Genomic DNA, 22,956 nt, shown 5'->3' with positions numbered 1-22,956 from the left:
AATCGATGCCATGGACATCGACCGCGCCCGCACGTTCCTCGAAATCGTCCAGGGCGGCAGCTTTCTCAAGGCTGCCGAGCGCCTGCATGTGACGCAGACCACGGTCAGTGCGCGGGTCCGCACGCTTGAGCAGGAACTCGGGCGCCAGCTGTTCGTCCGCAATCGGAGCGGCGCACAATTGACGGCTGCGGGGCGGGACTTCGAACGTTATGCGCTGTCCTTCGTGCAGGTGTGGGAGCGCGCCCGCCATCAGCTCGCTATCCCCTCGGGGCGCACGAGCCTGCTGGCGATAGGTGGTGAGCTGAGCCTGTGGAACCCGTTGCTGCTCGACTGGCTGGTCTGGATGAGGCAGGCAAAGCCCGAAATTGCCATCCGCGCCCATGTCGGGGTCCCAGACCAGTTGCTGGACCAACTACGTACAGGCGTTCTCGATATCGCCGTGCTCTACGCGCCGAAACTGCTGCCCGGTTTCAAGGTCGAGATCCTGCAGGAGGAGCAACTCGTGCTGGTCAGGACCACCCCGAATGAAGGCAGGCGGGACCCGGCAGAGAACTATGTCTATGTCGACTGGGGCCCGACATTTGCCGCCCAGCACGATGCCGGTTCCAATCCGTTCGGCGAGCCCGGCCTGTTCGTCGGCCTCGGTCCGCTCGGCCTGAGCTACATCCTCAGGGCCGGCGGCATGGGATATTTCCGCAAGGGCGTCGTCGCGCCGCTGGTCGCGGCGGCCGAACTGGAGCGGGTCGAAGGCGCGCCGGAATTCACCTATCCGGTCTATGCCGTCTACCCCGAGGCGATGGAATCGCGATCCGACCTTCAGGATGCATTGCTCGGCTTGCGGCGCGCCATGCACGAGGCCGACTGAAGCGCCTGCCGCTTTCGGAATTCTCAGCGATGACGGCGCCGTATCCGCAGACGTCGGACGGGGCTCCAATCCCGGCAAATAGCTATTCCGTCAGCAGAGCCCTGGTCAAAGGATGCCTTGCATCCATCAGTCCGTCGATGACGCTGAAGTGATGACGGTCGGGCTCGACCACGGCTGATGTCATGGCGCCGAGGCCGGTCCAGATATTGGCGAGAAGCTCGTTCTGGCGCAGGAACTCGGCACGCTCGCCGCCGCCGACCCAGCAGGTGATGCGCGCGCCTTCAACCGGCCGCAGCAAGGCCGGGCTTTCGGCCAGGGCCTCGGTCTCGTCGATGTGGAGCGTCTTGTTCATGCCGGTGTTCATCAGCGGCCTGAGGTCATGGACGCCGGACAGCGAGACGACATGGCGAATGCGCGCCAGGACTTCTGGCGCGAGCGGTGAGCCCGATGCGGCCATGCGCGACACCAGATGCCCGCCGGCGGAATGTCCGGTCAGCATGATGGGTCCATCGATCAGTGTGGCCGCCTTGGCAATGGCCGTGCCGACTTCGCGCACGATGGCGCCGATCCTGGCCTCGGGGCACAGCGTGTAGGACGGCATGGCCACCGCATAGCCGCTGTCTACCGGCCCCTTGGCGAGATGTGACCAGTAGCTTTTGTCGAGCGCCATCCAGTAGCCGCCGTGGACGAAGACGACGAGGCCCTTGGCCTTGCCCTCGGGCAGGAACAGGTCGAGCCGATTGCGCGGCTGCTCGCCATAGGCGACATCGAGCTGAGCCCGGCCCGCAGCCGAGAGGCTGTCACGAAACGCCTTGGCCGGCTCCACCCACGCCGCTGGCCAGCGGTCGCCGCCGGCGATATTGGCGCCGTTGGTGTAGGCGTTGTCCCAGTCGGCGATATGACGTTCGAGCACCGGCGCCCTCCTCTGGCGGTATCGTTCGTGGAGCACAGAAATGGCGGGCGTACCGGCCGGCGTCAATGTGCCAGCGGATAAAAACTTTAGGCTTGAAATAAATTTGGTCTGATGCGATGCTTGGCCATCGGTGAGAATGGGAGGTCTCGCTGCGCCGAAAGCCGGTCAGATCGTCGACTGTGCGAAGGTGTCGCCGGAAATGCGGCCTGACTGGAACCGGTGCTCGACCTCCCCTCTAAAATTCAAGAACGCAAGCGCGGCGATGAAGTCGTTGCGATGGGCAATATAGGGGGCAGAATGCTTGGACCGTCAGCGCATACCGACACGTTCACGCGCGACAACCTGCCCCCTCAGGACCAGTGGCCGGATTTCCTGCTCGACGGCTTCCAGTATCCCGATCACATCAATGCCGGCGTCGAACTGACCGACCGCCTGGTGGAGAAGGGCTTCGGCGATCACACCGCGCTGATCGGCAACGGCCGCCGCCGCACCTACAAGGAGCTGTCGGACTGGACCAACCGTCTGGCGCATGCGTTGGTCGAGAATTACGGCGTAAAGCCTGGTAATCGCGTGCTTATCCGTTCGGCCAACAACCCGGCTATGGTCGCCTGCTGGCTTGCCGCCACCAAGGCTGGTGCGGTGGTGGTCAACACCATGCCGATGCTGCGCGCCGGCGAACTCGCCAAGATCGTCGACAAGGCCGAGATCACGATCGCGCTGTGCGACACGCGCCTGATGGACGAGATGGTGGCCTGCGCCAAGGACAGCAAGTTCCTGAAGAAGGTCATCGGCTTCGACGGCACCGCCAACCACGATGCCGAGCTCGACCGCATCGCCCTCGACAAGTCGGTCATCTTCGAGGCCGTGAAGACCGGCCGCGACGACGTCGCCCTGCTCGGCTTCACCTCGGGCACGACCGGTGTGCCGAAGGCGACGATGCACTTTCATCGCGACCTTCTGATCATTGCGGACGCCTATGCCAAGGAAGTGCTCGAGGTCACACCTGACGACGTGTTCGTCGGCTCGCCGCCGTTGGCCTTCACCTTCGGCCTGGGCGGCCTTGCCATCTTCCCGCTGCGTTTCGGGGCGGCCGCGACGCTGCTCGAGCACGCGACGCCGCCGAACATGATCCACATCATCGAGACCTACAAGGCGACGATCTCGTTCACCGCCCCCACCGCCTATCGCGCCATGATGAAGGCCATGGACGAGGGCGCGGATCTCTCGTCGCTGCGCGTCGCCGTCTCTGCCGGCGAGACGCTGCCGGGGCCGGTGTTCGAGGAATGGACGGCAAAGACCGGCAAGCCCATCCTCGACGGTATCGGCGCGACCGAGATGCTGCACATCTTCATCTCCAACCGCTTCGCCGACCGCAAGCCGGCCTCCACCGGCAAGCCGGTGGGCGGTTACGAGGCTCGCATCGTCGATACCGACATGAACGAGGTGCCGCGCGGCACGGTCGGCCGGCTTGCCGTGCGCGGCCCGACCGGCTGCCGCTACATGGCCGACGACCGCCAGCGCGAATATGTCCGCGACGGCTGGAACCTGACCGGCGACGCCTTCTTCCAGGACGTGGACGGGTTCTTCCACTTCGCCGCCCGCTCCGACGACATGATCGTCAGCGCCGGCTACAACATCGCGGGCCCCGAGGTGGAGGCAGCACTGTTCTCGCACCCCGACGTCGCCGAATGCGCCGTCATCGGCACAGAGGACGGCGAGCGTGGCCAGATCGTCGAGGCCTATGTCGTTCTGGTCGAAGGGATCGCCCGCGACGGCGAGACGATCAAGCGCCTGCAGGACCATGTCAAGGCGACGATCGCGCCCTATAAGTATCCGCGCTCGGTGAAGTTCATCGACGCCCTGCCAAAAACCCAGACCGGCAAGATCCAGCGCTTCCGGCTCCGCGCGGAGAAGGCAAATTGAGCAAGCCCTACGATCCCTCGGCCGAGGGTGCGCAGATGTCGTTCGAGGACCGCATGTCCTACAGCGACTACCTGCACCTCGAAAAGGTGCTGGACGCGCAGGCGCCGCTGTCGAGCGCCCATGACGAGATGCTGTTCATCATCCAGCACCAGACCTCCGAGCTCTGGATGAAGCTGGCGCTGCACGAGATCGGCGCCGCCATCCGCTCGATCCGCGCCGACCGCCTGGAGCCAAGCTTCAAGATGCTGACGCGCGTGTCGCGCATCTTCGAGCAGCTCAACAGCGCCTGGGACGTGCTGCGCACGATGACGCCGAGCGAATATACAGAGTTCCGCAACTCGCTCGGCCAGTCGTCGGGCTTCCAGTCCTGGCAGTACCGGGCCATCGAGTTCATGGCGGGAAATCGCAACCTCGCCATGCTGCGGCCGCATGCGCACGAGCCGGAACTGACGGTGCGGCTGGAGGCGATCCTGGCCCAGCCGTCGCTCTACGACGAGGCGATCCTGCTGCTCGCCCGCAACGGCTTCGATGTCGGCGCCGAAGCCAACAAGACCGACTGGCGCGAGACGCGCAGCGAGAGTGAAGAGGTGCTCACTGCCTGGCAGGCGATCTACCGCGAGCCGCAGCGCTACTGGATGTTCTACGAACTCGCCGAGAAGCTGGTCGATTTCGAGGATTACTTCCGCCGCTGGCGCTTCAACCATGTTACCACGGTCGAACGCATCATCGGCATGAAACGCGGCACCGGCGGAACGTCCGGCGCTTCGTATCTCAAGAAGATGCTGGAGGTTGAACTGTTCCCCGAACTCTGGAAAGTTCGCACCCGGCTCTAACGGACTTCAATCAAAAACGGGAACACTCGGGAGGAGGAACTCATGAAGAAGATTATTGCGGCCGGAATTCTTGGCCTGTCCATGGCGGCGTCAGGCCTCGCCTATGCCGAGCCGGTGAAGATCGGCGTCATTACCACCCTGTCGGGCGGCGGTGCCGGCCTCGGCGTCGACATGCGCGACGCTTTTACACTCGCCATGAAGAAGTCGGGCAACAAGGACGTCGAACTCGTCATAGAGGACGACGCACAGAAGCCCGAGATCGCCGTGCAGTTGGCAGAGAAGATGATCCAGAGCGACAAGGTCGACCTGCTCACCGGCATCATCTGGTCGAACCTCGCAATGGCTGTGGTGCCGAACGCAGTGGCGCAGGACATCATCTACCTGTCGCCCAATGCTGGCCCGTCGGCGCTGGCCGGCGCCAAGTGTAATCCGAACTACTTCAACGTCGCCTACCAGAACGACAACTTCCACGAGGCGATGGGGCAGTACGCCAACAAGGACTACAAGAAGACCTTCATCCTCGCCCCGAACTATCCGGCCGGCAAGGATTCGCTGACCGGCTTCAAGCGCTTCTACAAAGGCGAGCTGGCCGGCGAGATCTACACCCAGGTCGGCCAGACCGACTACGCGGCCGAGATCGCGCAGATCCGCGACTCCGGCGCCGACTCGGTGTTCTTCTTCCTGCCCGGCGGCATGGGCATCGCCTTCATGAAGCAGTACGCGCAGTCGGGCGTGAAGATCCCGGTCATGGGTCCCGCCTTCTCCTTCGACCAGGACATCCTGCCGGCGGTGGGCGATGCGGCGCTGGGCGTCAAGAACTCGGCCAGCTGGTCCAAGGACCTCGACAATGCCGCCAACAAGGAGTTCGTCGAAGCCTTCCAGGCAGAATACAAGCGCCTGCCCTCGGTCTATGCCGCCCAGAGCTGGGACACGGCCAACCTGATCCTGTCGGCGCTCGGCAAGGCCAGCGTCAAGGACAAGGACGCCTTCCGCGCGGCACTGAAGGCCGCCGATTTCAAGTCGGTGCGCGGCGACTTCACCTTCAACACCAACAACCACCCTATCCAGAACATCTATGTTCGCGAGGTGGTGAAGGAAGGCGACGTTCTGACCAACAAGATCGTCGGCACCGCCTTCGAGAAGCGCGGCGACGCCTACGCCGAGCAGTGCAAGATGTGAGCTTCCTTCTCCCCGTTTACGGGGAGAAGGTGCCCCGCAGGGGCGGATGAGGGGCGGCGCGCTCGCCTTTGAGTCCGGCGCTGCCCCTCACCCTTACCCTCTCCCCGTGAACGGGGAGAGGGGGGCGTCCTCGTCGCATCCTCAGACCAGCCAGCGAAAGTATCCGCTTGTCCATTGCACTGCTCATCGAGCAACTCCTCAACGGCCTGCAGCTCGGGGTGATGCTGTTCCTCATGGCTGCGGGTCTGACGCTGATCTTCGGCGTGATGGGGCTGATCAACCTCGCCCATGGCTCGCTCTACATGGTCGGCGCCTTCGCATGTGCTGCGGTCGCGGCCGCCACCGGCTCGTTCTGGATCGGCCTCGTCGCGAGCCTGGTCGCTGCCGCCGCAGCCGGCGCGATCGTCGAGGTGACGGTCATCCGCAGGCTCTACGACCGCGACCATCTCGATCAGGTGCTCGCCACCTTCGCGCTGATCCTGATGTTCTCGGAAGGCACGCGCTGGCTGTTCGGCTCGTTCCCGCTCTATCTCGACATCCCGCCGCTGCTGCAGGGAGCCGTGCCGCTGCCCGGCGGCGGCCAGTACCAGCTCTACCGCCTCGCCATCATCGGCGTCGGCATCGTCGTTGCCGTCGGTCTCTACCTCCTGATCTCGCGCACCCGGCTCGGCATGCGCATCCGCGCCGGCGAGTCCGACCGCGAGATGATCGCGGCCCTCGGCGTCGACATCCGCACGCTCTACACCGTCGTCTTCGCGTTGGGAGCGGCTCTTGCCGGCCTCGCCGGCGCCATGGTCGGCGCGCTGCAGTCGGTGCAGGTCGGCATGGGCGAGCCGGCGCTCATCCTCGCCTTCGTCGTCATCGTCATCGGCGGCATCGGCTCGATCAAGGGCGCGCTGTTCGGCGCCGTCCTCGTCGGCATCGTCGACACGATGGGCCGCTTCCTGCTGCCCAAGGCGGTGGCGCTCGCCATGCCGGCGGCCGAAGCCGGTCCCATAGGTGCTGCCCTCGCCTCCATGCTGATCTACATCGTCATGGCGCTCATCCTCGCCTTCAGGCCGAGCGGCCTGTTTGCGGCGCAGTCGTGAGGCGGCCATGACCAACGCACCCTTCATGATCCGCGAAACCACCGTCAATTCGGCGCTGGCGCTGCTGCTGCTCGGCTTCCCGCTGGCCGCGCAGGCGATGGGCGAACCGTTCTACATCACGCTCGCCACCCGCATCGCGGTGTTGGCGCTCGCGTCCGTCGGCCTCAACATCGCGCTCGGCCTCGGCGGACTTGTGTCCTTCGGCCACGCCGCCTTCTTCGGCCTCGGCGGTTATGTCGCCGGCATCCTGGCGACGCATGCCTTCAACGCCGAGCCGATGCTGTTCGGCTTCGAAGGCACCACATCGATGCCGGCCATCTGGCTTGCGGCGATCGCCGTCTGCGGGCTCGTCGCCCTGCCGATCGGCGCGATCAGCCTGCGCACGGCGGGCGTCTACTTCATCATGATCACGCTCGCCTTCGCGCAGATGATCTACTATTTCGCCGTGTCCTGGCCGGCCTATGGCGGCGAGGACGGGCTGTCGATCTATGTTCGCAACGAGTTCCCCGGCCTGAACACGGCGCAGCCACTGCCCTTCTTCCTGATCTGCTATGTGCTGCTGCTTGCGGCGCTCGCGCTGTTCTGGATGCTGCGCGGTTCGCGCTTCGGCGCAGCACTGGAGGCTGCCCGGCAGAACCCCGTTCGCCTGTCCGCCGTCGGCATCGCCCCGTTCAACATCCGCCTCGTCGCCTTCGTGATATCGGCGATGGTCACGGGCATCGCGGGCGCTCTCTTCGCCGACCTCAACAAGTTCGTCAGCCCGTCGATGCTGTCCTGGCAGATGTCGGGCGAACTCATCGTGCTGATCATCCTCGGCGGCAAGGGACGGCCGTTCGGCCCGGTCGCCGGCGCCATGCTCTACGTGCTGATCGAATATGTGCTGGGCGGCATCACCGAGCGCTGGCAGTTCTTCCTCGGGCTCATCCTGCTCTCGGTCGTTCTGTTCGCGCGCGGCGGACTGCTTGGCCTCTTGGCCGGAAAGGCACGTCATGGCTGAGCCGGTCCTCGAAATCAGCGAACTGCGCAAGACCTTTGGCGCGCTCAAGGCGACCGACGGCGTCAGCATGAAGCTGATGCCCGGCGAGATCCATGCCCTGATCGGCCCCAATGGTGCCGGCAAGAGCACGCTGATCCACCAGATCTCCGGTTCGATCCGTCCAGACAGTGGCTCAATCCGCTTCCTCGGCCAGGACATGGCCGGGCTCGACATGGCCGCCCGTGCCCGCCTCGGCCTCGGCCGCAGCTTCCAGATCTCGTCGTTGGCGCCGGAATTCTCCGCCCTGCGCAACGTCATGCTGGCGGCACAGGCGCGGCAGGGCTCCAGCTTCCGCTTTTTCAAGCCCGTGATGGGCGACAGGAGCCTGACCGAGCCGGCGATGGCGATGCTCGAGCGCGTCGGCCTTGCCTCCCGCGCACACCTGCCGGCGGCGGAGCTCTCGCATGGCGAACGCCGGCAGCTCGAGATCGCCATTGCATTGGCGCTCGGGTCGAAGGCGTTCCTTTTCGACGAGCCGATGGCCGGCATGGGGCCTGAAGGCTCCAGGGCACTGACCAAGTTCCTCGACGGCCTGCGCCGGGAAGCGCCGATCCTGCTGGTCGAGCATGACATGGACGCCGTCTTTGCGCTCGCCGACCGCATCTCGGTGCTGGTCTATGGCCGCGTCATCGCCACCGGCAGCGTCGACGAGATCCGCAACAATCCGGAAGTCCGCCGCGCCTATCTCGGAGAAGCCGCGTGAGCCTGCTCGAACTCAAGGGCGTCGAGACCTTCTACGGCGCATCGCAGGCACTGTTCGGCGTGACGCTCGACGTGCGCGAGGGCGAGGTCGTGGCGCTGATGGGCCGCAACGGCATGGGCAAGACCACGACCATCGGCTCGGTGCTCGGGCTCGTGCGTCCGCGCGGTGGCTCGATCCGCTTCGACGGCCGTGAGATATCGGGCCAGCGGCCGCACCGCATCGCCCGCCTCGGCCTCGGACTGGTGCCGGAGGGCCGCCGCTGCTTCCCCAACCTCACAGTGTTCGAAAACCTCGTCGCCGCCGCCCGCGGCAGCGACTGGACTTACGACAAGGTGGTCGACCTGTTCCCCCGCCTCGGCGAACGCCGCGATCAGTATGCCAACACGCTGTCTGGCGGCGAGCAGCAGATGCTGGCTATCGGCCGCGCTCTGATGACCAATCCCAGCCTGCTCATCCTCGACGAGGCGACCGAGGGCCTTGCGCCCGTCATCCGCCACGACATCTGGGCCGCGATCCGCAAGCTCAAGGCCGCCGGGCAGTCGATCCTCGTCGTCGACAAGACGCTGTCGGAGTTGCTGCCCGTTGCCGACCGCTGCTTCGTGCTGGAAAAGGGCCTAACGGTGTTCGAGGGCGCGCCGGAGGCGCTGACGCCCGACATACAGGACCGCTATCTCGGCGTGTGAAAAAGGGCGGCAAGTGCCGCCCGTTTGACATATCGCCGACTTGATTTTGCCCCTCATCCGCCTGCCGGGACCTTCTCCCCGTAATGACGGGGACAAGGAGGCTTGTCGCAATGCTGGCGGCGCCCTCCCCCTTGTGGGGAGGGATACTGGCCCTCAGCTCTCGAACGTCGGGAGCGGGCTCACGCCCCTTCCCCTCCCCATAAGGAGGAGGGCAATTCGGAAATCAGGTCACCGCCGACTTCACGGCAAAACGGGCGTCCTTCCAGGCGCCGGTGCGCAGGATGTCCTCCAGCACCTCGACCGCCCTCCACACATCCTTGAAACCGATGTAGAGCGGCGTGAAGCCGAAGCGGACGGTGGCGGGCGCGCGGAAGTCGCCGATCACGCCGCGTTCGATCAGTGCCTGCATCACCGCATAGGCATTCTCGTGCTCGAACGACACCTGGCTGCCGCGCTTGGCGCCCTCGCGCGGGCTTTCGAGCTTGAGGCCGTAGCCGGCGCACTTCGCCTCGACCAGCTGGATGAACAGGTCGGTCAGCGCGACGCTCTTGGCCCGCAGCGCCTGCATGTCGACATCGTCCCAGATGTCGAGCGCGCCCTTCAGCGCGCGCAGCGACAGCACGCCCTGGGTGCCGCACTGGAAGCGGCGGATGCCGGCGTCACCCGCGTAACCTTGCTCGAAGGCGAAGGGCCGGGCATGGCCCCACCAACCGCTGAGCGGCTGCTCCGCCTTGCCGAGATGGCGCTCGGCCACATAGATGAAGGCCGGGGCGCCGGGGCCGCCGTTGAGGTACTTGTAGGTGCAGCCGACGGCAAAGTCGGCATCGCAGCGGTCGAGTTCGACCGGCAGGGCGCCGGCCGTGTGGCAGAGGTCCCAGACCACCAGCGCTCCTGCCTCGTGCGCACGCCTGGTTAGCGCCGCCATGTCGCGCAGCTCGCCCGACTTGTAGTTGACGTGGTTGACGAGAACCACGGCGACTTGATCGTCGATCAGTTCCTCGATGGTCGGTGCATCGACGCCCTCCAGCCGAAGCACCGCGCCCGGCCGGGTGGAGACCACGCCTTCGGCCATGTAGAGGTCCGTCGGGAAGCTGCCGCCCTCGGCAACGATGACCTTGCGATCCGGCCTAAGGCCCATCGCCGCGTGCAGCGCCTTGTAGATGTTGATCGAAGTGGTGTCCGCGACCACCGTCTGGCCAGGTGCGGCCCCGATCAGGCGCCCGATGCGGTCGCCGAGTTCGACTGGCATGTCGAACCAGCCGGCCGTGTTCCAGCTGCGGATGAGGTCCTTGCCCCATTCCTCGCGGGCCGCCTTTTCCAGCTCGGCATAAGCGGCCGGCGAGGCCGCCCCCAGCGAATTGCCATCGAGATAGATCAATCCCTCGGGCAGGACGAAGCGGTCGCGCATGGAGCGCAGACTGTCGGCGGCATCCATCGCCTCGACAGTAGCGAGATCCGGAATTCCACTCATGATACAGGCAATCCTCGACTATTCGCGGACGGTTTCTCGGGCCGGTGCCGGGCCGCGGCTGCGGCGCAGGCTGGGCAGCGCCAGCATGGCGAGCACGAACAGGCCGGTGGCGAGCTTGAGGTCGGGGGGCGGCATGCCGGCGGCCAGGCAGAGCGAGACCAGCTGGTAGTAGACGATGGCCCCGATGAAGGGTGCCGCGAGCTGGCGGAACACGGTCTGCTTGCCGACGATCGCCTCGCCGATCATCAGCGCGGCCAGGCCGTTGATCAGGATGCCGAGGCCCATGTTGACGTCGGCGAAGCCCTGCGACTGCACCATCAGCGCGCCGCCGGTGGCGGAGAAGGCGCTGGCGAGGCCGACGCCGCCGATGGTGGCGACCCAGACATTGATGCCCTGCGCCTCGGCCATGTCGGGATTGGAGCCGACGGCGCGGATCGCCGTGCCCTTCTCGGTCTTGAAGAACAGGTTGAGCACGACGAAGACGATGGCGCCGATCAGGCCGGCAACCATGATCTTCGCAGCGGGGAAACCCGGCTGCACGAAGGGCGCCCAGTCGAAGACGGTGGGCGAACCGAATACCGACAGGTTCGACTTGCCCATGATGCGCAGGTTGATGCTGTAGAGCATCGTCATCATCAGGATGCCGGCGAGCAGCGTGTGGATGCGGAAGCGCAGGTGGATGAAGGCGGTGCAGCAGCCGGCGAGGAAGCCGGCGATGATGGCCGCCGCGATGGCGGTCAGCGGCGATGTGCCGGCGGCAAGCAGCACGCCGCAAACGCAGCCGCCCAGCGGGAACGCACCCTCGCTGGTGAGGTCGGGGAAGTTGAGCGTGCGGAACGGGATCATGATGCCGAGCACGACGAAGGCGAGGATCAGGCTCTGCGCCAGCGTGACGGGAATGAGCGCGATGAAGCTCGTGAAGACGGTCTGGATGAAGTCCATGGTGATCAACTCGCCAGCAGCATGCGGTCGGTCTTGACGGCGAAGTGTCCGATCAGGTCGGGTACCGTGGTCCTGGCCTTCTCGTCGCCCGATATCTCGAGCCGGAGCTTGCCGGCATCGAGCATGATGACGCTGTGACCGAAGTCGACGGCGTGCTGCATGTTGTGGGTCACCATCAAGGTGGTGAGCTTGAGCGCGTCGACGGCACGCACGGTCGCCTGCATGACGATGTCGGCGGTGCGCGGGTCGAGTGCCGCCGTGTGCTCGTCGAGGAGAAGCAGCTCAGGCTGGCCGCCGACGGCCATGATCAGCGACAGCGACTGGCGCTGGCCGCCGGAGAGAAGTTCGACGCGGGTGTCGAGACGGTTCTCGAGGCCGAGGCCGAGCAGCGACAGCCGCTCCTTGTATTCGGCAAGCCGCTTGGCGTTGAGGCCCTGGCGCAAGCTGCGCTTCTTGCTGCGCAGCTCGGCAAGCAGCATGTTCTCGGCCACCGTCATGGACGCTGCCGTACCCTTCATCGGGTCCTGGAACACGCGGGCGAGCCGCATGGCGCGCTTGTGCACCGGCATGCCGGTGACATCGTCGCCATTGATGATGACCTGGCCTGAATCGAGCACCAGCGCGCCCGAAATGGCGTTGAGCATGCTGCTCTTGCCGGCGCCGTTGGAGCCGATGACCACGCCGAACTCGCCGGTGGCGAGCTTCAGGCTGAGGCCGTCGAGGGCAACCTTCTCGTCGGGCTGTCCCTTGTAGAATACCTTGCGTGCAGATCGGATTTCGAGCATCCGTTCCTCCCGAGATGGCGACGGCGCCCTGGAGCGCCGCCACCTGTTTGACGAAGCCGAAGATCAGTCGACGATGCAGCCGCAGTCGGCCATCGACTCGGGGATCTCGACGCCGAACGCCGCCATCGCCTTCTTCGAAATCGTCGGCGCATGGTCCTCATAGGCCGGGCGCGACGGCGCGATCGTCTTTGGGTCCTTGCCCTTGAGGATTTCGGCGGCGATCTTGCCGGCGTTCATGCCGACCTGGGTGTAGTTGACGGCGAAGCTTGCTGGCACGACGCCGTTGCGGACCGCACCGTCGTCGGAGTTGACGATCGGGATGCCTGCCTGGCGGGCTGCAGCGGAGACGGCGGCAACTGCCGGCTGGAGCAGGTTCGAGGCCGGCGTGTAGATCACGTCCGCCTTGCCGGCGAAGGATGCGATGCGCTGCTGGATGTCGTTGACGTTGTCGACGCCCACGGCGACGACCTCGAAGCCGGCCGCGGGGGCGACTTCCTTGATCTTTTCGAGCAGGGCCACGTCGTTGGCCTCACCCGGATTGTAGGGCACGCCGAAACGCTTGGCGTTCGGCAGCAGCTTCTTGGTGAATTCCATGACGGCGGCCATGTCCTGCAGGTCGGTGGCGCCGGTCATGCCCTCGTCGCCGGCGTCCCACGAGGGCACCAGCTTGGCGGCGACCGGGTCGGTCACGGCGGAGAAGACGATGTTGATGCCCGAGCCCGCGAGCGCCTTCTTGGCGATCTGCGACACCGGCGTGGTCACGGTGTAGATCAGCTTCGGCTGCTCGGCCTGGAGCTTGGCGATCATCTGCGGCACCAGCGAGGCGTCGAAGTTGGTGTGGCTTTCGGTGTAGACCACGTCCTTGCCCTCGACGAAGCCGTTGTCGGCGAGCGCCTTCTTGAAGCCGGCGATCGAGGCGTTGAGCTGCGGGTGTTCGCCAAAATTGGCGATGCCGATCTTGATCGGCTCGGCAATGGCGGCGCCGAGGCTGGCAGCGAGCGCGCCGGCCAGCACCAGGCCCGACAACAGGCCGGACTTCAGGTTTCTCATCTATTCCTCCCAGATTTGACAAGGCGCCGCACATCCCTGCGGCGGCTGGCGCGGATCATGCGCAGTCCGGGAGCTCCTGTCAAATATTATATATAATTCTTGCCAGTTGCCTGCATGATATATAATTTTTGAATCGAGCGGCCTTGCGGATGAACAGCGATGCAGGATGACGAGCACTCCTCGAAGACGGAAACGGCCTACCGCCTGCTGCGCCGTGAAATCCTGACGACGCGCCTCATGCCCGGCGCCCCGCTGAAGCTCAGCGCGCTGCGGGACACCTACGGGGTCGGCTGGACCCCGCTGCGCGAGGCGCTGTCGCGGCTGGAGGCCGAGCGTCTGGTGACCGCCATCAGCAACCGCGGCTTCACCGTCGCCCCCGTCTCCCGCGAAGAACTCGAAGACCTTGCCCGCGCCCGGATGGTGGTGGAGTTGCCGCTGCTGCTCGAATCCATGGACAAGGGCGGCAGCGAGTGGGAAGCGGCGGTAGTGACCGCCCACTATCGCCTGACGCGTTGCAAGACGGCAGTCGAGGACCCTGCCGACGAGGCGGTCGACGAGTGGGATGAAAAGCACGAAGCCTTCCATACCGCCCTGCTGAGCGCTGCGACCTCGAGCTGGCTGCTGCGCTTCCGTTCGACGATTTCCGATCAATTGCGCCGTCATCACCGCTTCCTCGGCCTGGCCCCGACGCTGCGCGCTGCCGCCGGTCAGAAGGAGGGATACGAGGAGGCAATGGCCGCGCTGCGCGAAGCCATGGCGATCGAGCACCACACCGAACTCATGGAAGCGGCGCTCGACCGCGATGTCGAGCGGGCCAAGGCGCTGATGATCGCGCATATCGGCTACACGCTGCACGTCTACATCCACACCGAGGACTACAGCGGCGGCAAGCATTCTTCGCGTCCCGGTAGCCTGAGGAAGCGGCAGGCGGCCGAATGACGTCGCCCCGCCGTCCGTCGCTGCAGGAAATCGAAGCCGGGCGGAACAGGCTCGCGCCCTACATTCCGCGCACGCCGCTCGTGCGCCTCGACCTCGGCCTGCCGGATCGCCAGATATTCCTGAAGCTCGAGACGCTGTCGCCCATTGGCGCTTTCAAGCTCAGGCCGGCGCTGAACGCGCTGCTCTCTCGCGACAGGGTAGCGCTCGCCAGGGGCGTCGCCACGACAAGCTCGGGCAACATGGCCTACGGCATGGCCTGGGCCGCCCACGCTCTCGGCGTGCCGATGGCCGCCTACATGTATTCCGGTGCGCCGCAGACCAAGATCGAGGGCGTGCGCCGCCTCGGCGGCGAGGTGCGCTTCATCTCCATGGAAACGTGGTGGCAGTACATCATCGGTGCCGAGAAGCCCGATTTCCCGGAACTGCTGATCAATCCGGTGACCGACCAGGCGGTTCTGGCCGGCAATGGCTCCATCGGCGTGGAGATCATCGAGGACCTGCCCGAGGTCGATGTCGTGCTCACCCCCTATGGCGGCGGCAGCATGACCACCGGCGTCGCGAGCGCCTTGAAGGCACTGCGGCCGCGGGTAAAGGTTCTGGCCGTGGAGGACGGGAACGCGGCACCCGTGACCGCTGCCCTCGCCGCCGGCAAGATCGTTGACATCGAGACGCGGCCCTCGTTCGTCAAGAGCATCGGCGGGCCGTCGTTGGTGCCGCTGCTGTGGCCCGTGACGCGCGAGCTGATCGACGGCGCGGTGATGGTCAGCCTCGAACAGGTGACCGAGGCGATGCGGCTGCTGTTCGCCAAGGCCAAGGTCGTCGCCGAGGGCGCGGCTGCTGCTTCGCTGGCTGCGGCGCTGAAGAGCGAACACGCCACGGGCAACGTCGTCTGCGTCATCTCGGGCGGCAACATCGACGCCGAAGCCTATGCCGCGGTCCTTGCCGGAAACATTCCCACGCCTTGAACCTTCAAGCTTGTAATAACCTGCGAAACGGCACTACAACAGCCGGGTCGAACCGGACCTTGCGGTTCGTGAGGTGAGGAATGACCGGGCACAAGATGGATGAGCACGAGGCTGCGGCAAATGCCGAAGGCTGGGTGGACGGCGAGACCAAGGTGCTGGAAGCGCCGGCCGATCACGGCACCGAGCTTCGCCTGTGGCTGCGCCTGCTGACCTGTTCGACGCTGGTCGAGACCGAGATACGCCGACGGCTGCGCGAGGAGTTCGATTCCACCCTGCCCCGCTTCGACCTGATGGCGCAGCTCGAACGCGCGCCCGACGGCATGGTTCTGGGCGAGGTGTCCAAGCGCATGATGGTGTCGCCCGGCAACATCACCGTGCTGGTCGAGCGCCTGGCCGAGAGCGGCCACATCAGCCGCACCACCTCGCCCACAGACCGCCGCGTGCAGATCATCGCGCTGACGCCCTTCGGCCGCGCCGAATTCGAGAAGATGGCTGCGGCCCATGCCGACTGGATCGGCGACCTGTTCGGCACCTTGTCGGCCAAGGACGGCGGCATCCTGCTCGATGAACTCGGCAAGCTGAAGCGCTCGATCGTCGCGTCGCTGGCCAAGGGCAGCTAGGCGCGGAACCGGGCGCGATAATCGCTCGGCGTCAGCCCGACGATGCGGGCAAAGACCTTGCGGAAGGCGCCGGGGTCGCCATAGCCGACCTCCCACGCCACCTTGTCCACCGACTGGGTGGTGAACTGCAGAAGCTCGCGTGCCTTGCCGACGCGCAGGCGCTGGCCGTATTCGGTGGTCGTCAGCCCCGTCGCCTTCTGGAAGTGGCGCAGGAAGGTGCGCTCTTCCAGACCGGCCAATGCGGCCAGCGTGGCGAGGTTCAAGTCCTTGCCCTCGCCCGCCTGCAGCCAGTGCTGGACCTTGAGGATGGCCGCGTCGCCATGGCTGAGCCGTGGTGCGAAGGCGCTGTAGTAGCGCTGCTCGCGGCCGGGCGGATCGAGCGCCAGGATGCGGGCGGTCTCGATCATGACCGTCGGCCCGAGGAAGCGGTCGACGAGCTTCAGCCCGAGATCGGTCCAGGCCATCAGGCTGCCGGCGGTGATGATGTCGCCGTCGTCGATGAGCAGCCGGTCGGTGTCGAGCCTGGCTTCCGGAAAGCGCGTGCGGAACGCCTCGTCATAGACCCAGTTGGTCGTCACCGCCCGCCCGGCCAGGAGCCCTGTCTCGCCAAGCACGAAGGCGCCGGCGCAGACCGAGGCAAGGACCGCGCCTGCCCCATGGCGCTGGCGCAGCCAGCCCGCCACGGGCGCGGCATGCTCGGGCGAGATCGGATCGCCGAGCGCCGGCGGCACGACATAGATCTCGGGAACACCCGGTGCATCGGGATGGGTGTCGAACACCCGCGTCGGGGCCTGTCCTGGCTCGTCCGTGCGCCAGTGGCTGACGCGCAAGGTGGAGGGTGGCGCGCCGCGGCTCTTGCGCCCGGCGGTGCGGTTGGCGAGCTCGAACAGGTCGGTCATGCCGAGCACCGCCGACATCTGCGCGCCGGGGTAGAACACCAGCCCGATCTCGATGACGCCGGCTTCTCCCATTTGTCGAAATCACCCCTTGTTATGTCGATATCGCCAATGGGCCGGCACCATAGTCCATTGCATCTTCCGTGCAACATCCTTCCCAACAGCAAAGGCATCGGGGACATGAGCAAGCGCGCGGTGATCGCCATCGACATCCAGAACGAGTATTTCCCCGGGGGGCGCATGCCGCTCGTCGGCATCGAGCAGGCGACTGCCAACGCCGCGCGCGTCATCGAGGCGGCGCGCGCCAAGGGCGACACAGTCATCCATGTCCGCCACCTCTCCAAGGCAGCCGACGCGCCGATTTTCGCGCCGGGCACATCAGGCATCGAGATCAACGCCGCTGTCGCCCCGGCCGACGGCGAAAAAGTCATCACCAAGAACTACGTCAATTCGTTCCGCGAGACCGACCTCAAGGCGACGCTCGACGCCGGCGGCATCGACCAGGTGGTGATCGTCGGCGCGATGAGCCACATGTGCGTCGAAGGCGCCACCCGCGCCGCCACCGACTTCGGCTACAAGACGACAGTTGTCCACGACGCCTGCGCCACCCGCGACCTCGAATTCAATGGCAAGACCGTGCCCGCAGCCCAGGTCCACGACGCCGTCATGGCGGCGATCGCCTTCGGTTATGGCGAACTGGTGGATACGGCGACCTACCTGTCGCGATAGTGCGCGCTCCCTCTCCGCCCCGGTCGCGCCGACGCCGACCGGGGCGTGCGCTTTGCGTCCGGTCCCCAAAAATAACTTTAAGCTTGAAGTTTTTTTGGAAACCGTCCATGGTGCCCGCATGGTCAGGGTCGGGCACGCATGTCCTCCTGATCGCACGGCTTCAGGAGGAGGACGGCATGCGCATTGTCTGTATCGGTGGCGGACCGGCCGGTCTCTACTTCGCCCTGCTGATGAAGAAGCAGCACCCCGGCCATCACATCACCGTCGTCGAGCGCAACCGTCCCTTTGACACATTCGGCTGGGGCGTGGTCTTCTCCGACGCCACCATGCAGTCGATGCGCCAGTGGGACCCGGCCACTGCCGAAACCATCGAGGACGCCTTCAACCACTGGGACGACATCGAGCTGGTGTTCAAGGGTCGCAAGATCCGGACCACCGGCCACGGCTTCGTCGGCATCGGCCGCAAGAAGATGCTCAACATCCTGCAGGAACGCTGCATCGAGCTCGGCGTCGAGCTGGTGTTCGAGACCGACGCGCAGGGCGATCAGGATTTCCCCGACGCCGATCTCATCATCTCGTCTGACGGCGTCAATTCGCGCATCCGGCACAAATATGCCGACATCTTCAAGCCTGACATGGTGATGCGGCCCAACCGCTACATCTGGCTCGGCACCGACAAGCGTTTCGACGCCTTCACCTTCGATTTCCAGCGCACCGAGCACGGCTGGTTCCAGGCCCATATCTACCGTTTCGACGACAACACCTCGACCTTCATCGTCGAGACGACTGACGACGTGTTCAAGGCGCACGGCATCGACGAGATGGACCAGGACCAGTCCATCGCGTTTTGCGAGAAGCTGTTTGCCGAGACGCTGGACGGCCACAAGCTGATGACCAATGCGCGCCATTTGCGCGGTTCGGCCTGGCTGAATTTCGGCCGCCTGATCTGCGACAAGTGGAGCCACTTCAACGGCAACAGCCATGTTGTGCTCATGGGCGACAGCGCCCACACCGCCCATTTCGCCATCGGCTCGGGCACCAAGCTCGCCATCGACGACGCCATCGAGCTGACCCGACAATTCGACCTCATCGGCCACGACAAGGCCAGCATTCCGGCCGTACTCGAAGCCTATGAAGAAATCCGTCGCGTTGACGTCGCCCGCATCCAGAACGCGGCGCGCAACGCCATGGAATGGTTCGAGGTGGTGGGCAAGCGTTACGCCGACACGCTGGAGCCCGAGCAGTTCATGTATTCGATGTTGACGCGCTCGCAGCGCATCAGCCACGAGAATTTGCGCCTGCGCGACAAGGATTGGCTGGAAAGCTACGAGCGCTGGTTCGCCGAGCGCGCCGGCGTCAACCCGGCGCCCAACGGCTCGGTGCCGCCGCCGATGTTCACGCCTTTCACCATCCGCGGCCTGACGCTGAAGAACCGCATCGTGATGTCGCCGATGGCGATGTATTCGGCGACCGACGGCCTGCCCGACGACTTCCATCTCGTGCATATTGGCGCCCGCGCCATGGGCGGCGCAGCGCTCGTCTTCCCCGAAATGACCTGCGTGTCGCCCGACGCGCGGATCACGCCCGGCTGCCTCGGCTTGTGGAACGACGAGCAGGCACAGGCCTTCAAGCGCATGGTCGACTTCGTCCACCAGCAGACGCCGGCCAAGATCGGCATCCAGATCGGCCATGCCGGCCGCAAGGGCGCGACCAGGGTGCCCTGGGAGGGAATCGACCAGCCGGTCGAACAAGGCGGCTGGCCGCTGATCTCGGCCTCCGCCCTACCCTATCTCAGGCACTCCGACATGCCGCGCGAAATGACTCGCGCGGACATGGATCGCGTGCTGGCGGATTTCGTCAGCGCCACGGAGCGCGCCCGAGACCTCGGCTTCGACATCCTCGAACTGCACGCCGCGCACGGCTATCTCTTGTCGTCCTTCCTGTCGCCGCTGACCAATTTGCGCGACGACGAATATGGCGGCAGCCATGAGAACCGGGCGCGTTATCCGCTCGAGGTATTCAGCGCCATCCGCGCCGTATGGCCCGAGGACAAGCCGATCTCGGTGCGCCTGTCGACGCACGACTGGTACGAGGGCGGCAACACGCCCGAGGACGCGGCGATCTTCGCCCAGATGTTCAAGGACGCTGGCGCCGACATGATCGACTGCTCGTCGGGCCAGGTGGTGAAGGAAGAGCAGCCGGTCTATGGCCGCCTGTTCCAGACGCCGTTCTCCGACAAGATCCGCAACGAGATCCAGGTGCCGACCATCGCCGTCGGCGCGATCTCGGAGGCCGACCACGCCAACTCGATCATCGCCGCCGGCCGCGCCGACCTCTGCGCGGTTGCCCGCCCGCATCTCGCCGACCCGGCCTTCGTGCTGCACGAGGCGGCGAAGATCGGCTACGACGAGCAGGAATGGCCGAAGCAGTACCGCTCGGGCCGCCAGCAATATGTGACCAACCTGCAGCGCGCCCAGCAAGCCGCCGCCCCCGCGGGCAAAGCGTGAGCATGGCCAAGCGTCACGCCCTCGTCACCGGCGCCGGCAGTGGCATCGGCAAGGCCATTGCGCTGGCGCTGGCCGCCGATGGCCATCGCGTCAGCCTGTGCGGCCGCCGCTCTGGCCCGCTCGAAGCCGTATGCGACGAGATCGCCAAGGCAGGCGGAGAAGCGGCAGTTCTCGACGGCTTCGACGTCACCGATCCGGCGTCGGTCGATACCGGCGTCGCCAAGGCGGTCGAGCGGTTCGGCGACATCGCCGTGCTCGTCAACTGCGCCGGCGAAGCGCCGTCCGCGCCCTTCGACAAGACCGACCTCGCCCTGTGGAACCGGGTGATCGGCATCAACCTGACCGGCACGTTTCTGGTCACCCAGGCAGCGCTCGCATCGGTCAGGCGCGCCGGCAGGGGCCGCATCGTCAATGTGGCGAGCACCGCCGGCCTGACCGGCTATGCTTACGTCTCCGCCTACTGCGCCTCCAAGCACGGCGTGGTCGGCATGACCCGCGCACTGGCGCTGGAACTTGCCCGTACCGACGTCACCGTCAACGCCGTCTGCCCCGGCTTCACCGACACGCCGCTGCTCGACAATGCTGTCGAAACCATCACCGGCAAGACGGGCCGTTCGGCGGAAGAGGCCCGTGCCACGCTCGCCCGCGCCAACCCGCAAGGGCGGCTGGTAACGCCTGAGGAAGTGGCACACGCCGTGCTCTGGCTCGCCTCGGAAAAGGCCACCGCAATCACAGGCCAGGCGATCCCCGTCGCCGGCGGCGAAGTTCTGGGAGGATGACGATGACAAACCCGATGCAGGACAAGAAGCGTCCCTTCCAGGGCCATCAGGCGAAGCACTTCAGGTTCGAGACCGATGCCGAGGGCAAGGTCGCGACCATCACGCTGAACCGCCCCGAGAAGAAGAACCCGCTGACCTTCGAAAGCTACGAGGAATTGGGCAACCTGTTCCGCGCCCTGCACCGGGCCAGCGACGTGCGCGTCGTCGTCATCACCGGCGCCGAGAACAACTTCTGCTCGGGCGGCGACGTGTTCGAGATCATCGAGCCGCTGACCCGCATGCCGATGCCCGACCTGCTCGACTTCACCCGCCTCACCGGCGACCTGGTGCGCCAGATGCGTGCCTGCCCGCAGCCGATCATCTCGGCCGTTGATGGCATCTGCGCCGGCGCCGGCGCGATCATCGCGATGTCCTCCGACTATCGTGTCGCGACGCCGGAGGCGAAGACCGCGTTCCTGTTCACCCGCGTCGGCCTCGCCGGCGCCGACATGGGCGCCTGCGGCATCCTTCCGCGCATCATCGGCCAGGGCCGCGCCGCCGAACTGCTGTTCACCGGCCGTGTCATGACTTCGGCCGAGGGCCATGCCTGGGGCTTCTACAATGCGCTGCACGAGCGCGGCGCACTGCTCGCCGAGGCGCAGAAATTCGCTCGCAATCTCGCCGACGGCCCGTGGTTCGCGCATGCCATGACCAAGAAGATGCTCGACCAGGAATGGGCGATGGGCATCGACCAGCTGATCGAATCGGAAGCCCAGGCACAGGCGATCTGCATGGCGACCGGCGATTTCCGCCGCGCCTTCGAAGCATTTGCCGCCAAGGCCAAGCCCGAATTCAAGGGGAACTGAGCCATGGCCGCGCACCTGATGCCGGCCAGCGCGCCGGCCCGCGACCACCTCGACTGGCCGTTCTTCGCCGACAGCCACCGCGCGCTGGCCGCCGAACTCGACGGCTTCATCGCCAAGGGCGGGCTGGGCGAGATCGACCATGCCGACACTGATGCCGCCTGCAAGAAGCTGGTCAAGGCACTGGGTGCCGCCGGCTTCCTGCGCAACTGCGTGCCGGCGGCTTACGGCGGCGTGTCGGAGACCATCGACAGCCGTTCGCTGTGCCTGATCCGCGAAACGCTGGCCTATGCCGACGGCCTCGCCGACTTCGCCTTCGCCATGCAGGGCCTCGGCACCGGCGCGATCAGCCTGTCGGGCTCGGACGCGCTGAAGCAGGCGATCCTTCCTAGGATCGCCCGAGGTCAGCTGATCTCTGGCTTCGCGCTGACCGAACCGGAGGCCGGGTCCGACGTCGCCGCGATGGCGACCGCCGCCCGCCGCGACGGCGACTCTTACGTGCTCGACGGCGAGAAGATCTTCATCTCCAACGGCGGCATTGCCGACGTCTACACCGTCTTTGCCCGCACCGGCGAAGCGCCGGGCACACGTGGCATCTCGGCCTTCGTCGTCTATGCCGACACGCCCGGCTTCTCGATTGCCGAGCGCATCGAGACGATTGCGCCGCATCCTCTGGCGCGTATCCGTTTCGACCGTTGCCGCATCCCGGCGTCCCAGCTGCTGGGCGAGCCCGGCGAAGGTTTTAAAATAGCCATGCGCACCCTCGACATCTTCCGCCCCTCGGTGGCAGCGGCAGCGCTGGGCTTTGCCCGCCGCGCGCTCGACGAGGCGGTTGCCCACGCCAAGTCGCGCAAGATGTTCGGGGCGACGCTGGCCGACCTGCCGACGGCGCAGAGCACGCTCGGCGAGATGGCGACGGCCATCGACGCGGCCTCACTGCTGACCGTGCGCACCGCCTGGCGCCGCGACGTGCAAAAGCTGCCGATCACCCGCGAGGCCGCCATGGCCAAGATGACGGCGACGGAGAATGCGCAATGGGTCATCGACCAGGCGCTGCAGATGTTCGGTGGCCGCGGCGTGCGCGTCGGCGAGATCACCGAGCGGCTCTATCGCGAGATCCGCGCGCTGCGCATCTATGAGGGCGCAACTGAAGTGCAGAAGCTGATCATCGGCCGCGAGCTGATGAAGTCCGCGAAATAGGAGCGCTG

22 protein-coding genes are annotated in these 22,956 nt (G+C 65.9%); 16 read left to right on the top strand and 6 right to left on the bottom strand.

Annotated features, from left to right (window positions below; genetic code table 11):
- Positions 1-10 precede the first annotated feature (10 nt).
- Positions 11-865, top strand: a complete 855-nt coding sequence (locus tag J2X50_RS14555; RefSeq protein WP_429096023.1) for a LysR family transcriptional regulator — start codon at positions 11-13, stop codon at positions 863-865.
- Between the two features lie 82 nt (positions 866-947).
- On the opposite strand, the gene J2X50_RS14550 is transcribed toward J2X50_RS14555, so the two are convergent.
- Positions 948-1,778: an alpha/beta hydrolase gene (locus J2X50_RS14550; protein WP_429096021.1), complete on the bottom strand. Its 831-nt coding sequence runs from the start codon at positions 1,776-1,778 to the stop codon at positions 948-950.
- A 297-nt stretch (positions 1,779-2,075) separates the two neighbouring features.
- Between J2X50_RS14550 and J2X50_RS14545 the strand changes: the two genes are divergently transcribed.
- The 7 genes from J2X50_RS14545 to J2X50_RS14515 all read left to right on the top strand — a co-directional run bounded on the left by J2X50_RS14545 (position 2,076) and on the right by J2X50_RS14515 (position 9,223).
- The gene (locus J2X50_RS14545; RefSeq protein WP_429096019.1) at positions 2,076-3,701 is read left to right on the top strand and encodes an AMP-binding protein; all 1,626 of its coding nucleotides are present in this window, start codon (positions 2,076-2,078) and stop codon (positions 3,699-3,701) included.
- Entirely contained in the window at positions 3,698-4,534 is an 837-nt protein-coding gene (kynA, locus tag J2X50_RS14540) for a tryptophan 2,3-dioxygenase (RefSeq protein ID WP_429096017.1), read from the top strand. Before J2X50_RS14545 ends, kynA begins: the two co-directional genes overlap by 4 nt.
- 42 nt (positions 4,535-4,576) lie before the next feature.
- Positions 4,577-5,713 (top strand): ABC transporter substrate-binding protein, encoded by a 1,137-nt coding sequence (locus J2X50_RS14535; RefSeq protein ID WP_429096015.1) that lies wholly within the window; start codon positions 4,577-4,579, stop codon positions 5,711-5,713.
- 167 nt (positions 5,714-5,880) lie between these two features.
- Entirely contained in the window at positions 5,881-6,801 is a 921-nt protein-coding gene (locus tag J2X50_RS14530; RefSeq protein ID WP_429096013.1) for a branched-chain amino acid ABC transporter permease, read from the top strand.
- 25 nt (positions 6,802-6,826) lie between these two features.
- On the top strand, positions 6,827-7,798 hold the full coding sequence (locus tag J2X50_RS14525; RefSeq protein ID WP_429096187.1) for a branched-chain amino acid ABC transporter permease: 972 nt from the start codon (positions 6,827-6,829) through the stop codon (positions 7,796-7,798).
- Entirely contained in the window at positions 7,791-8,540 is a 750-nt protein-coding gene (locus J2X50_RS14520; RefSeq protein WP_429096011.1) for an ABC transporter ATP-binding protein, read from the top strand. Before J2X50_RS14525 ends, J2X50_RS14520 begins: the two co-directional genes overlap by 8 nt.
- Positions 8,537-9,223: an ABC transporter ATP-binding protein gene (locus J2X50_RS14515; RefSeq protein WP_429096009.1), complete on the top strand. Its 687-nt coding sequence runs from the start codon at positions 8,537-8,539 to the stop codon at positions 9,221-9,223. Before J2X50_RS14520 ends, J2X50_RS14515 begins: the two co-directional genes overlap by 4 nt.
- Positions 9,224-9,446: 223 nt before the next feature.
- Here the strand turns inward: J2X50_RS14515 and kynU are convergent, their stop codons facing one another.
- The 4 genes from kynU to J2X50_RS14495 all read right to left on the bottom strand — a co-directional run bounded on the left by kynU (position 9,447) and on the right by J2X50_RS14495 (position 13,471).
- Positions 9,447-10,694 (bottom strand): kynureninase, encoded by a 1,248-nt coding sequence (gene kynU / locus J2X50_RS14510; protein WP_429096007.1) that lies wholly within the window; start codon positions 10,692-10,694, stop codon positions 9,447-9,449.
- Between the two features lie 18 nt (positions 10,695-10,712).
- On the bottom strand, positions 10,713-11,636 hold the full coding sequence (locus tag J2X50_RS14505; protein ID WP_429096006.1) for an ABC transporter permease: 924 nt from the start codon (positions 11,634-11,636) through the stop codon (positions 10,713-10,715).
- Positions 11,637-11,641: 5 nt separating this feature from the next.
- Positions 11,642-12,421, bottom strand: a complete 780-nt coding sequence (locus J2X50_RS14500; protein ID WP_429096004.1) for an ABC transporter ATP-binding protein — start codon at positions 12,419-12,421, stop codon at positions 11,642-11,644.
- 63 nt (positions 12,422-12,484) lie between these two features.
- Complete coding sequence (locus J2X50_RS14495; protein WP_340037209.1) at positions 12,485-13,471, bottom strand: ABC transporter substrate-binding protein; 987 nt, start codon at positions 13,469-13,471, stop codon at positions 12,485-12,487.
- A 159-nt stretch (positions 13,472-13,630) separates the two neighbouring features.
- On the opposite strand from J2X50_RS14495, the gene J2X50_RS14490 reads away from it, so the two are divergent.
- From J2X50_RS14490 to J2X50_RS14480, 3 genes are all read left to right on the top strand, one after another.
- Positions 13,631-14,410: a GntR family transcriptional regulator gene (locus tag J2X50_RS14490; protein ID WP_429096002.1), complete on the top strand. Its 780-nt coding sequence runs from the start codon at positions 13,631-13,633 to the stop codon at positions 14,408-14,410.
- Positions 14,407-15,375, top strand: coding sequence for a pyridoxal-phosphate dependent enzyme (locus J2X50_RS14485; protein WP_429096000.1), 969 nt, complete (start codon positions 14,407-14,409; stop codon positions 15,373-15,375). The genes J2X50_RS14490 and J2X50_RS14485 overlap by 4 nt, the downstream gene beginning before the upstream one ends.
- 80 nt (positions 15,376-15,455) lie before the next feature.
- Positions 15,456-15,995 carry a MarR family winged helix-turn-helix transcriptional regulator gene (locus J2X50_RS14480; protein WP_429095998.1) on the top strand — a complete coding sequence of 180 codons (540 nt, stop codon included), beginning with the start codon at positions 15,456-15,458 and terminating at the stop codon, positions 15,993-15,995.
- Here the strand turns inward: J2X50_RS14480 and J2X50_RS14475 are convergent.
- The gene (locus J2X50_RS14475; RefSeq protein WP_429095997.1) at positions 15,992-16,966 is read right to left on the bottom strand and encodes a GlxA family transcriptional regulator; all 975 of its coding nucleotides are present in this window, start codon (positions 16,964-16,966) and stop codon (positions 15,992-15,994) included. The two genes, J2X50_RS14480 and J2X50_RS14475, sit on opposite strands and share 4 nt — an antisense overlap.
- Before the next feature lie 105 nt (positions 16,967-17,071).
- On the opposite strand from J2X50_RS14475, the gene J2X50_RS14470 reads away from it, so the two are divergent.
- The 5 genes from J2X50_RS14470 to J2X50_RS14450 all read left to right on the top strand — a co-directional run bounded on the left by J2X50_RS14470 (position 17,072) and on the right by J2X50_RS14450 (position 22,948).
- Positions 17,072-17,620 carry a cysteine hydrolase family protein gene (locus J2X50_RS14470; RefSeq protein WP_429095996.1) on the top strand — a complete coding sequence of 183 codons (549 nt, stop codon included), beginning with the start codon at positions 17,072-17,074 and terminating at the stop codon, positions 17,618-17,620.
- A 176-nt stretch (positions 17,621-17,796) separates the two neighbouring features.
- On the top strand, positions 17,797-20,127 hold the full coding sequence (locus tag J2X50_RS14465) for a bifunctional salicylyl-CoA 5-hydroxylase/oxidoreductase (protein ID WP_429095995.1): 2,331 nt from the start codon (positions 17,797-17,799) through the stop codon (positions 20,125-20,127).
- Positions 20,128-20,129: 2 nt separating this feature from the next.
- Positions 20,130-20,906 carry an SDR family NAD(P)-dependent oxidoreductase gene (locus J2X50_RS14460; RefSeq protein ID WP_429095994.1) on the top strand — a complete coding sequence of 259 codons (777 nt, stop codon included), beginning with the start codon at positions 20,130-20,132 and terminating at the stop codon, positions 20,904-20,906.
- On the top strand, positions 20,903-21,751 hold the full coding sequence (locus J2X50_RS14455) for an enoyl-CoA hydratase family protein (RefSeq protein WP_429095993.1): 849 nt from the start codon (positions 20,903-20,905) through the stop codon (positions 21,749-21,751). Before J2X50_RS14460 ends, J2X50_RS14455 begins: the two co-directional genes overlap by 4 nt.
- A gap of 3 nt (positions 21,752-21,754) precedes the next feature.
- Entirely contained in the window at positions 21,755-22,948 is a 1,194-nt protein-coding gene (locus J2X50_RS14450; protein WP_429095991.1) for an acyl-CoA dehydrogenase family protein, read from the top strand.
- The last annotated feature ends 8 nt before the right edge of the window (positions 22,949-22,956 follow it).

This window comes from Aminobacter sp. BE322 (assembly GCF_050433525.1).
Lineage (GTDB): Bacteria > Pseudomonadota > Alphaproteobacteria > Rhizobiales > Rhizobiaceae > Aminobacter.
Note: the sequence above shows the minus strand (reverse complement) of the source record. Positions and strands in the feature narration are given on the sequence as shown.

Excerpts from the sequence above, each read along its gene's own strand:
- J2X50_RS14485 (WP_429096000.1), top strand. The coding sequence starts at position 14,407 with ATGACGTCGCCCCGCCGTCCGTCGCTGCAGGAAATCGAAGCCGGGCGG.
- J2X50_RS14470 (WP_429095996.1), top strand. The coding sequence starts at position 17,072 with ATGAGCAAGCGCGCGGTGATCGCCATCGACATCCAGAACGAGTATTTC.
- J2X50_RS14490 (WP_429096002.1), top strand. The coding sequence starts at position 13,631 with ATGCAGGATGACGAGCACTCCTCGAAGACGGAAACGGCCTACCGCCTG.
- kynU (WP_429096007.1), bottom strand. The coding sequence starts at position 10,694 with ATGAGTGGAATTCCGGATCTCGCTACTGTCGAGGCGATGGATGCCGCC.
- J2X50_RS14525 (WP_429096187.1), top strand. The coding sequence starts at position 6,827 with ATGATCCGCGAAACCACCGTCAATTCGGCGCTGGCGCTGCTGCTGCTC.
- J2X50_RS14520 (WP_429096011.1), top strand. The coding sequence starts at position 7,791 with ATGGCTGAGCCGGTCCTCGAAATCAGCGAACTGCGCAAGACCTTTGGC.
- J2X50_RS14475 (WP_429095997.1), bottom strand. The coding sequence starts at position 16,966 with ATGGGAGAAGCCGGCGTCATCGAGATCGGGCTGGTGTTCTACCCCGGC.
- J2X50_RS14555 (WP_429096023.1), top strand. The coding sequence starts at position 11 with ATGGACATCGACCGCGCCCGCACGTTCCTCGAAATCGTCCAGGGCGGC.
- J2X50_RS14495 (WP_340037209.1), bottom strand. The coding sequence starts at position 13,471 with ATGAGAAACCTGAAGTCCGGCCTGTTGTCGGGCCTGGTGCTGGCCGGC.
- J2X50_RS14450 (WP_429095991.1), top strand. The coding sequence starts at position 21,755 with ATGGCCGCGCACCTGATGCCGGCCAGCGCGCCGGCCCGCGACCACCTC.
- J2X50_RS14505 (WP_429096006.1), bottom strand. The coding sequence starts at position 11,636 with ATGGACTTCATCCAGACCGTCTTCACGAGCTTCATCGCGCTCATTCCC.
- J2X50_RS14455 (WP_429095993.1), top strand. The coding sequence starts at position 20,903 with ATGACGATGACAAACCCGATGCAGGACAAGAAGCGTCCCTTCCAGGGC.
- J2X50_RS14480 (WP_429095998.1), top strand. The coding sequence starts at position 15,456 with ATGACCGGGCACAAGATGGATGAGCACGAGGCTGCGGCAAATGCCGAA.
- J2X50_RS14460 (WP_429095994.1), top strand. The coding sequence starts at position 20,130 with ATGGCCAAGCGTCACGCCCTCGTCACCGGCGCCGGCAGTGGCATCGGC.
- J2X50_RS14535 (WP_429096015.1), top strand. The coding sequence starts at position 4,577 with ATGAAGAAGATTATTGCGGCCGGAATTCTTGGCCTGTCCATGGCGGCG.
- J2X50_RS14500 (WP_429096004.1), bottom strand. The coding sequence starts at position 12,421 with ATGCTCGAAATCCGATCTGCACGCAAGGTATTCTACAAGGGACAGCCC.
- J2X50_RS14545 (WP_429096019.1), top strand. The coding sequence starts at position 2,076 with ATGCTTGGACCGTCAGCGCATACCGACACGTTCACGCGCGACAACCTG.
- J2X50_RS14465 (WP_429095995.1), top strand. The coding sequence starts at position 17,797 with ATGCGCATTGTCTGTATCGGTGGCGGACCGGCCGGTCTCTACTTCGCC.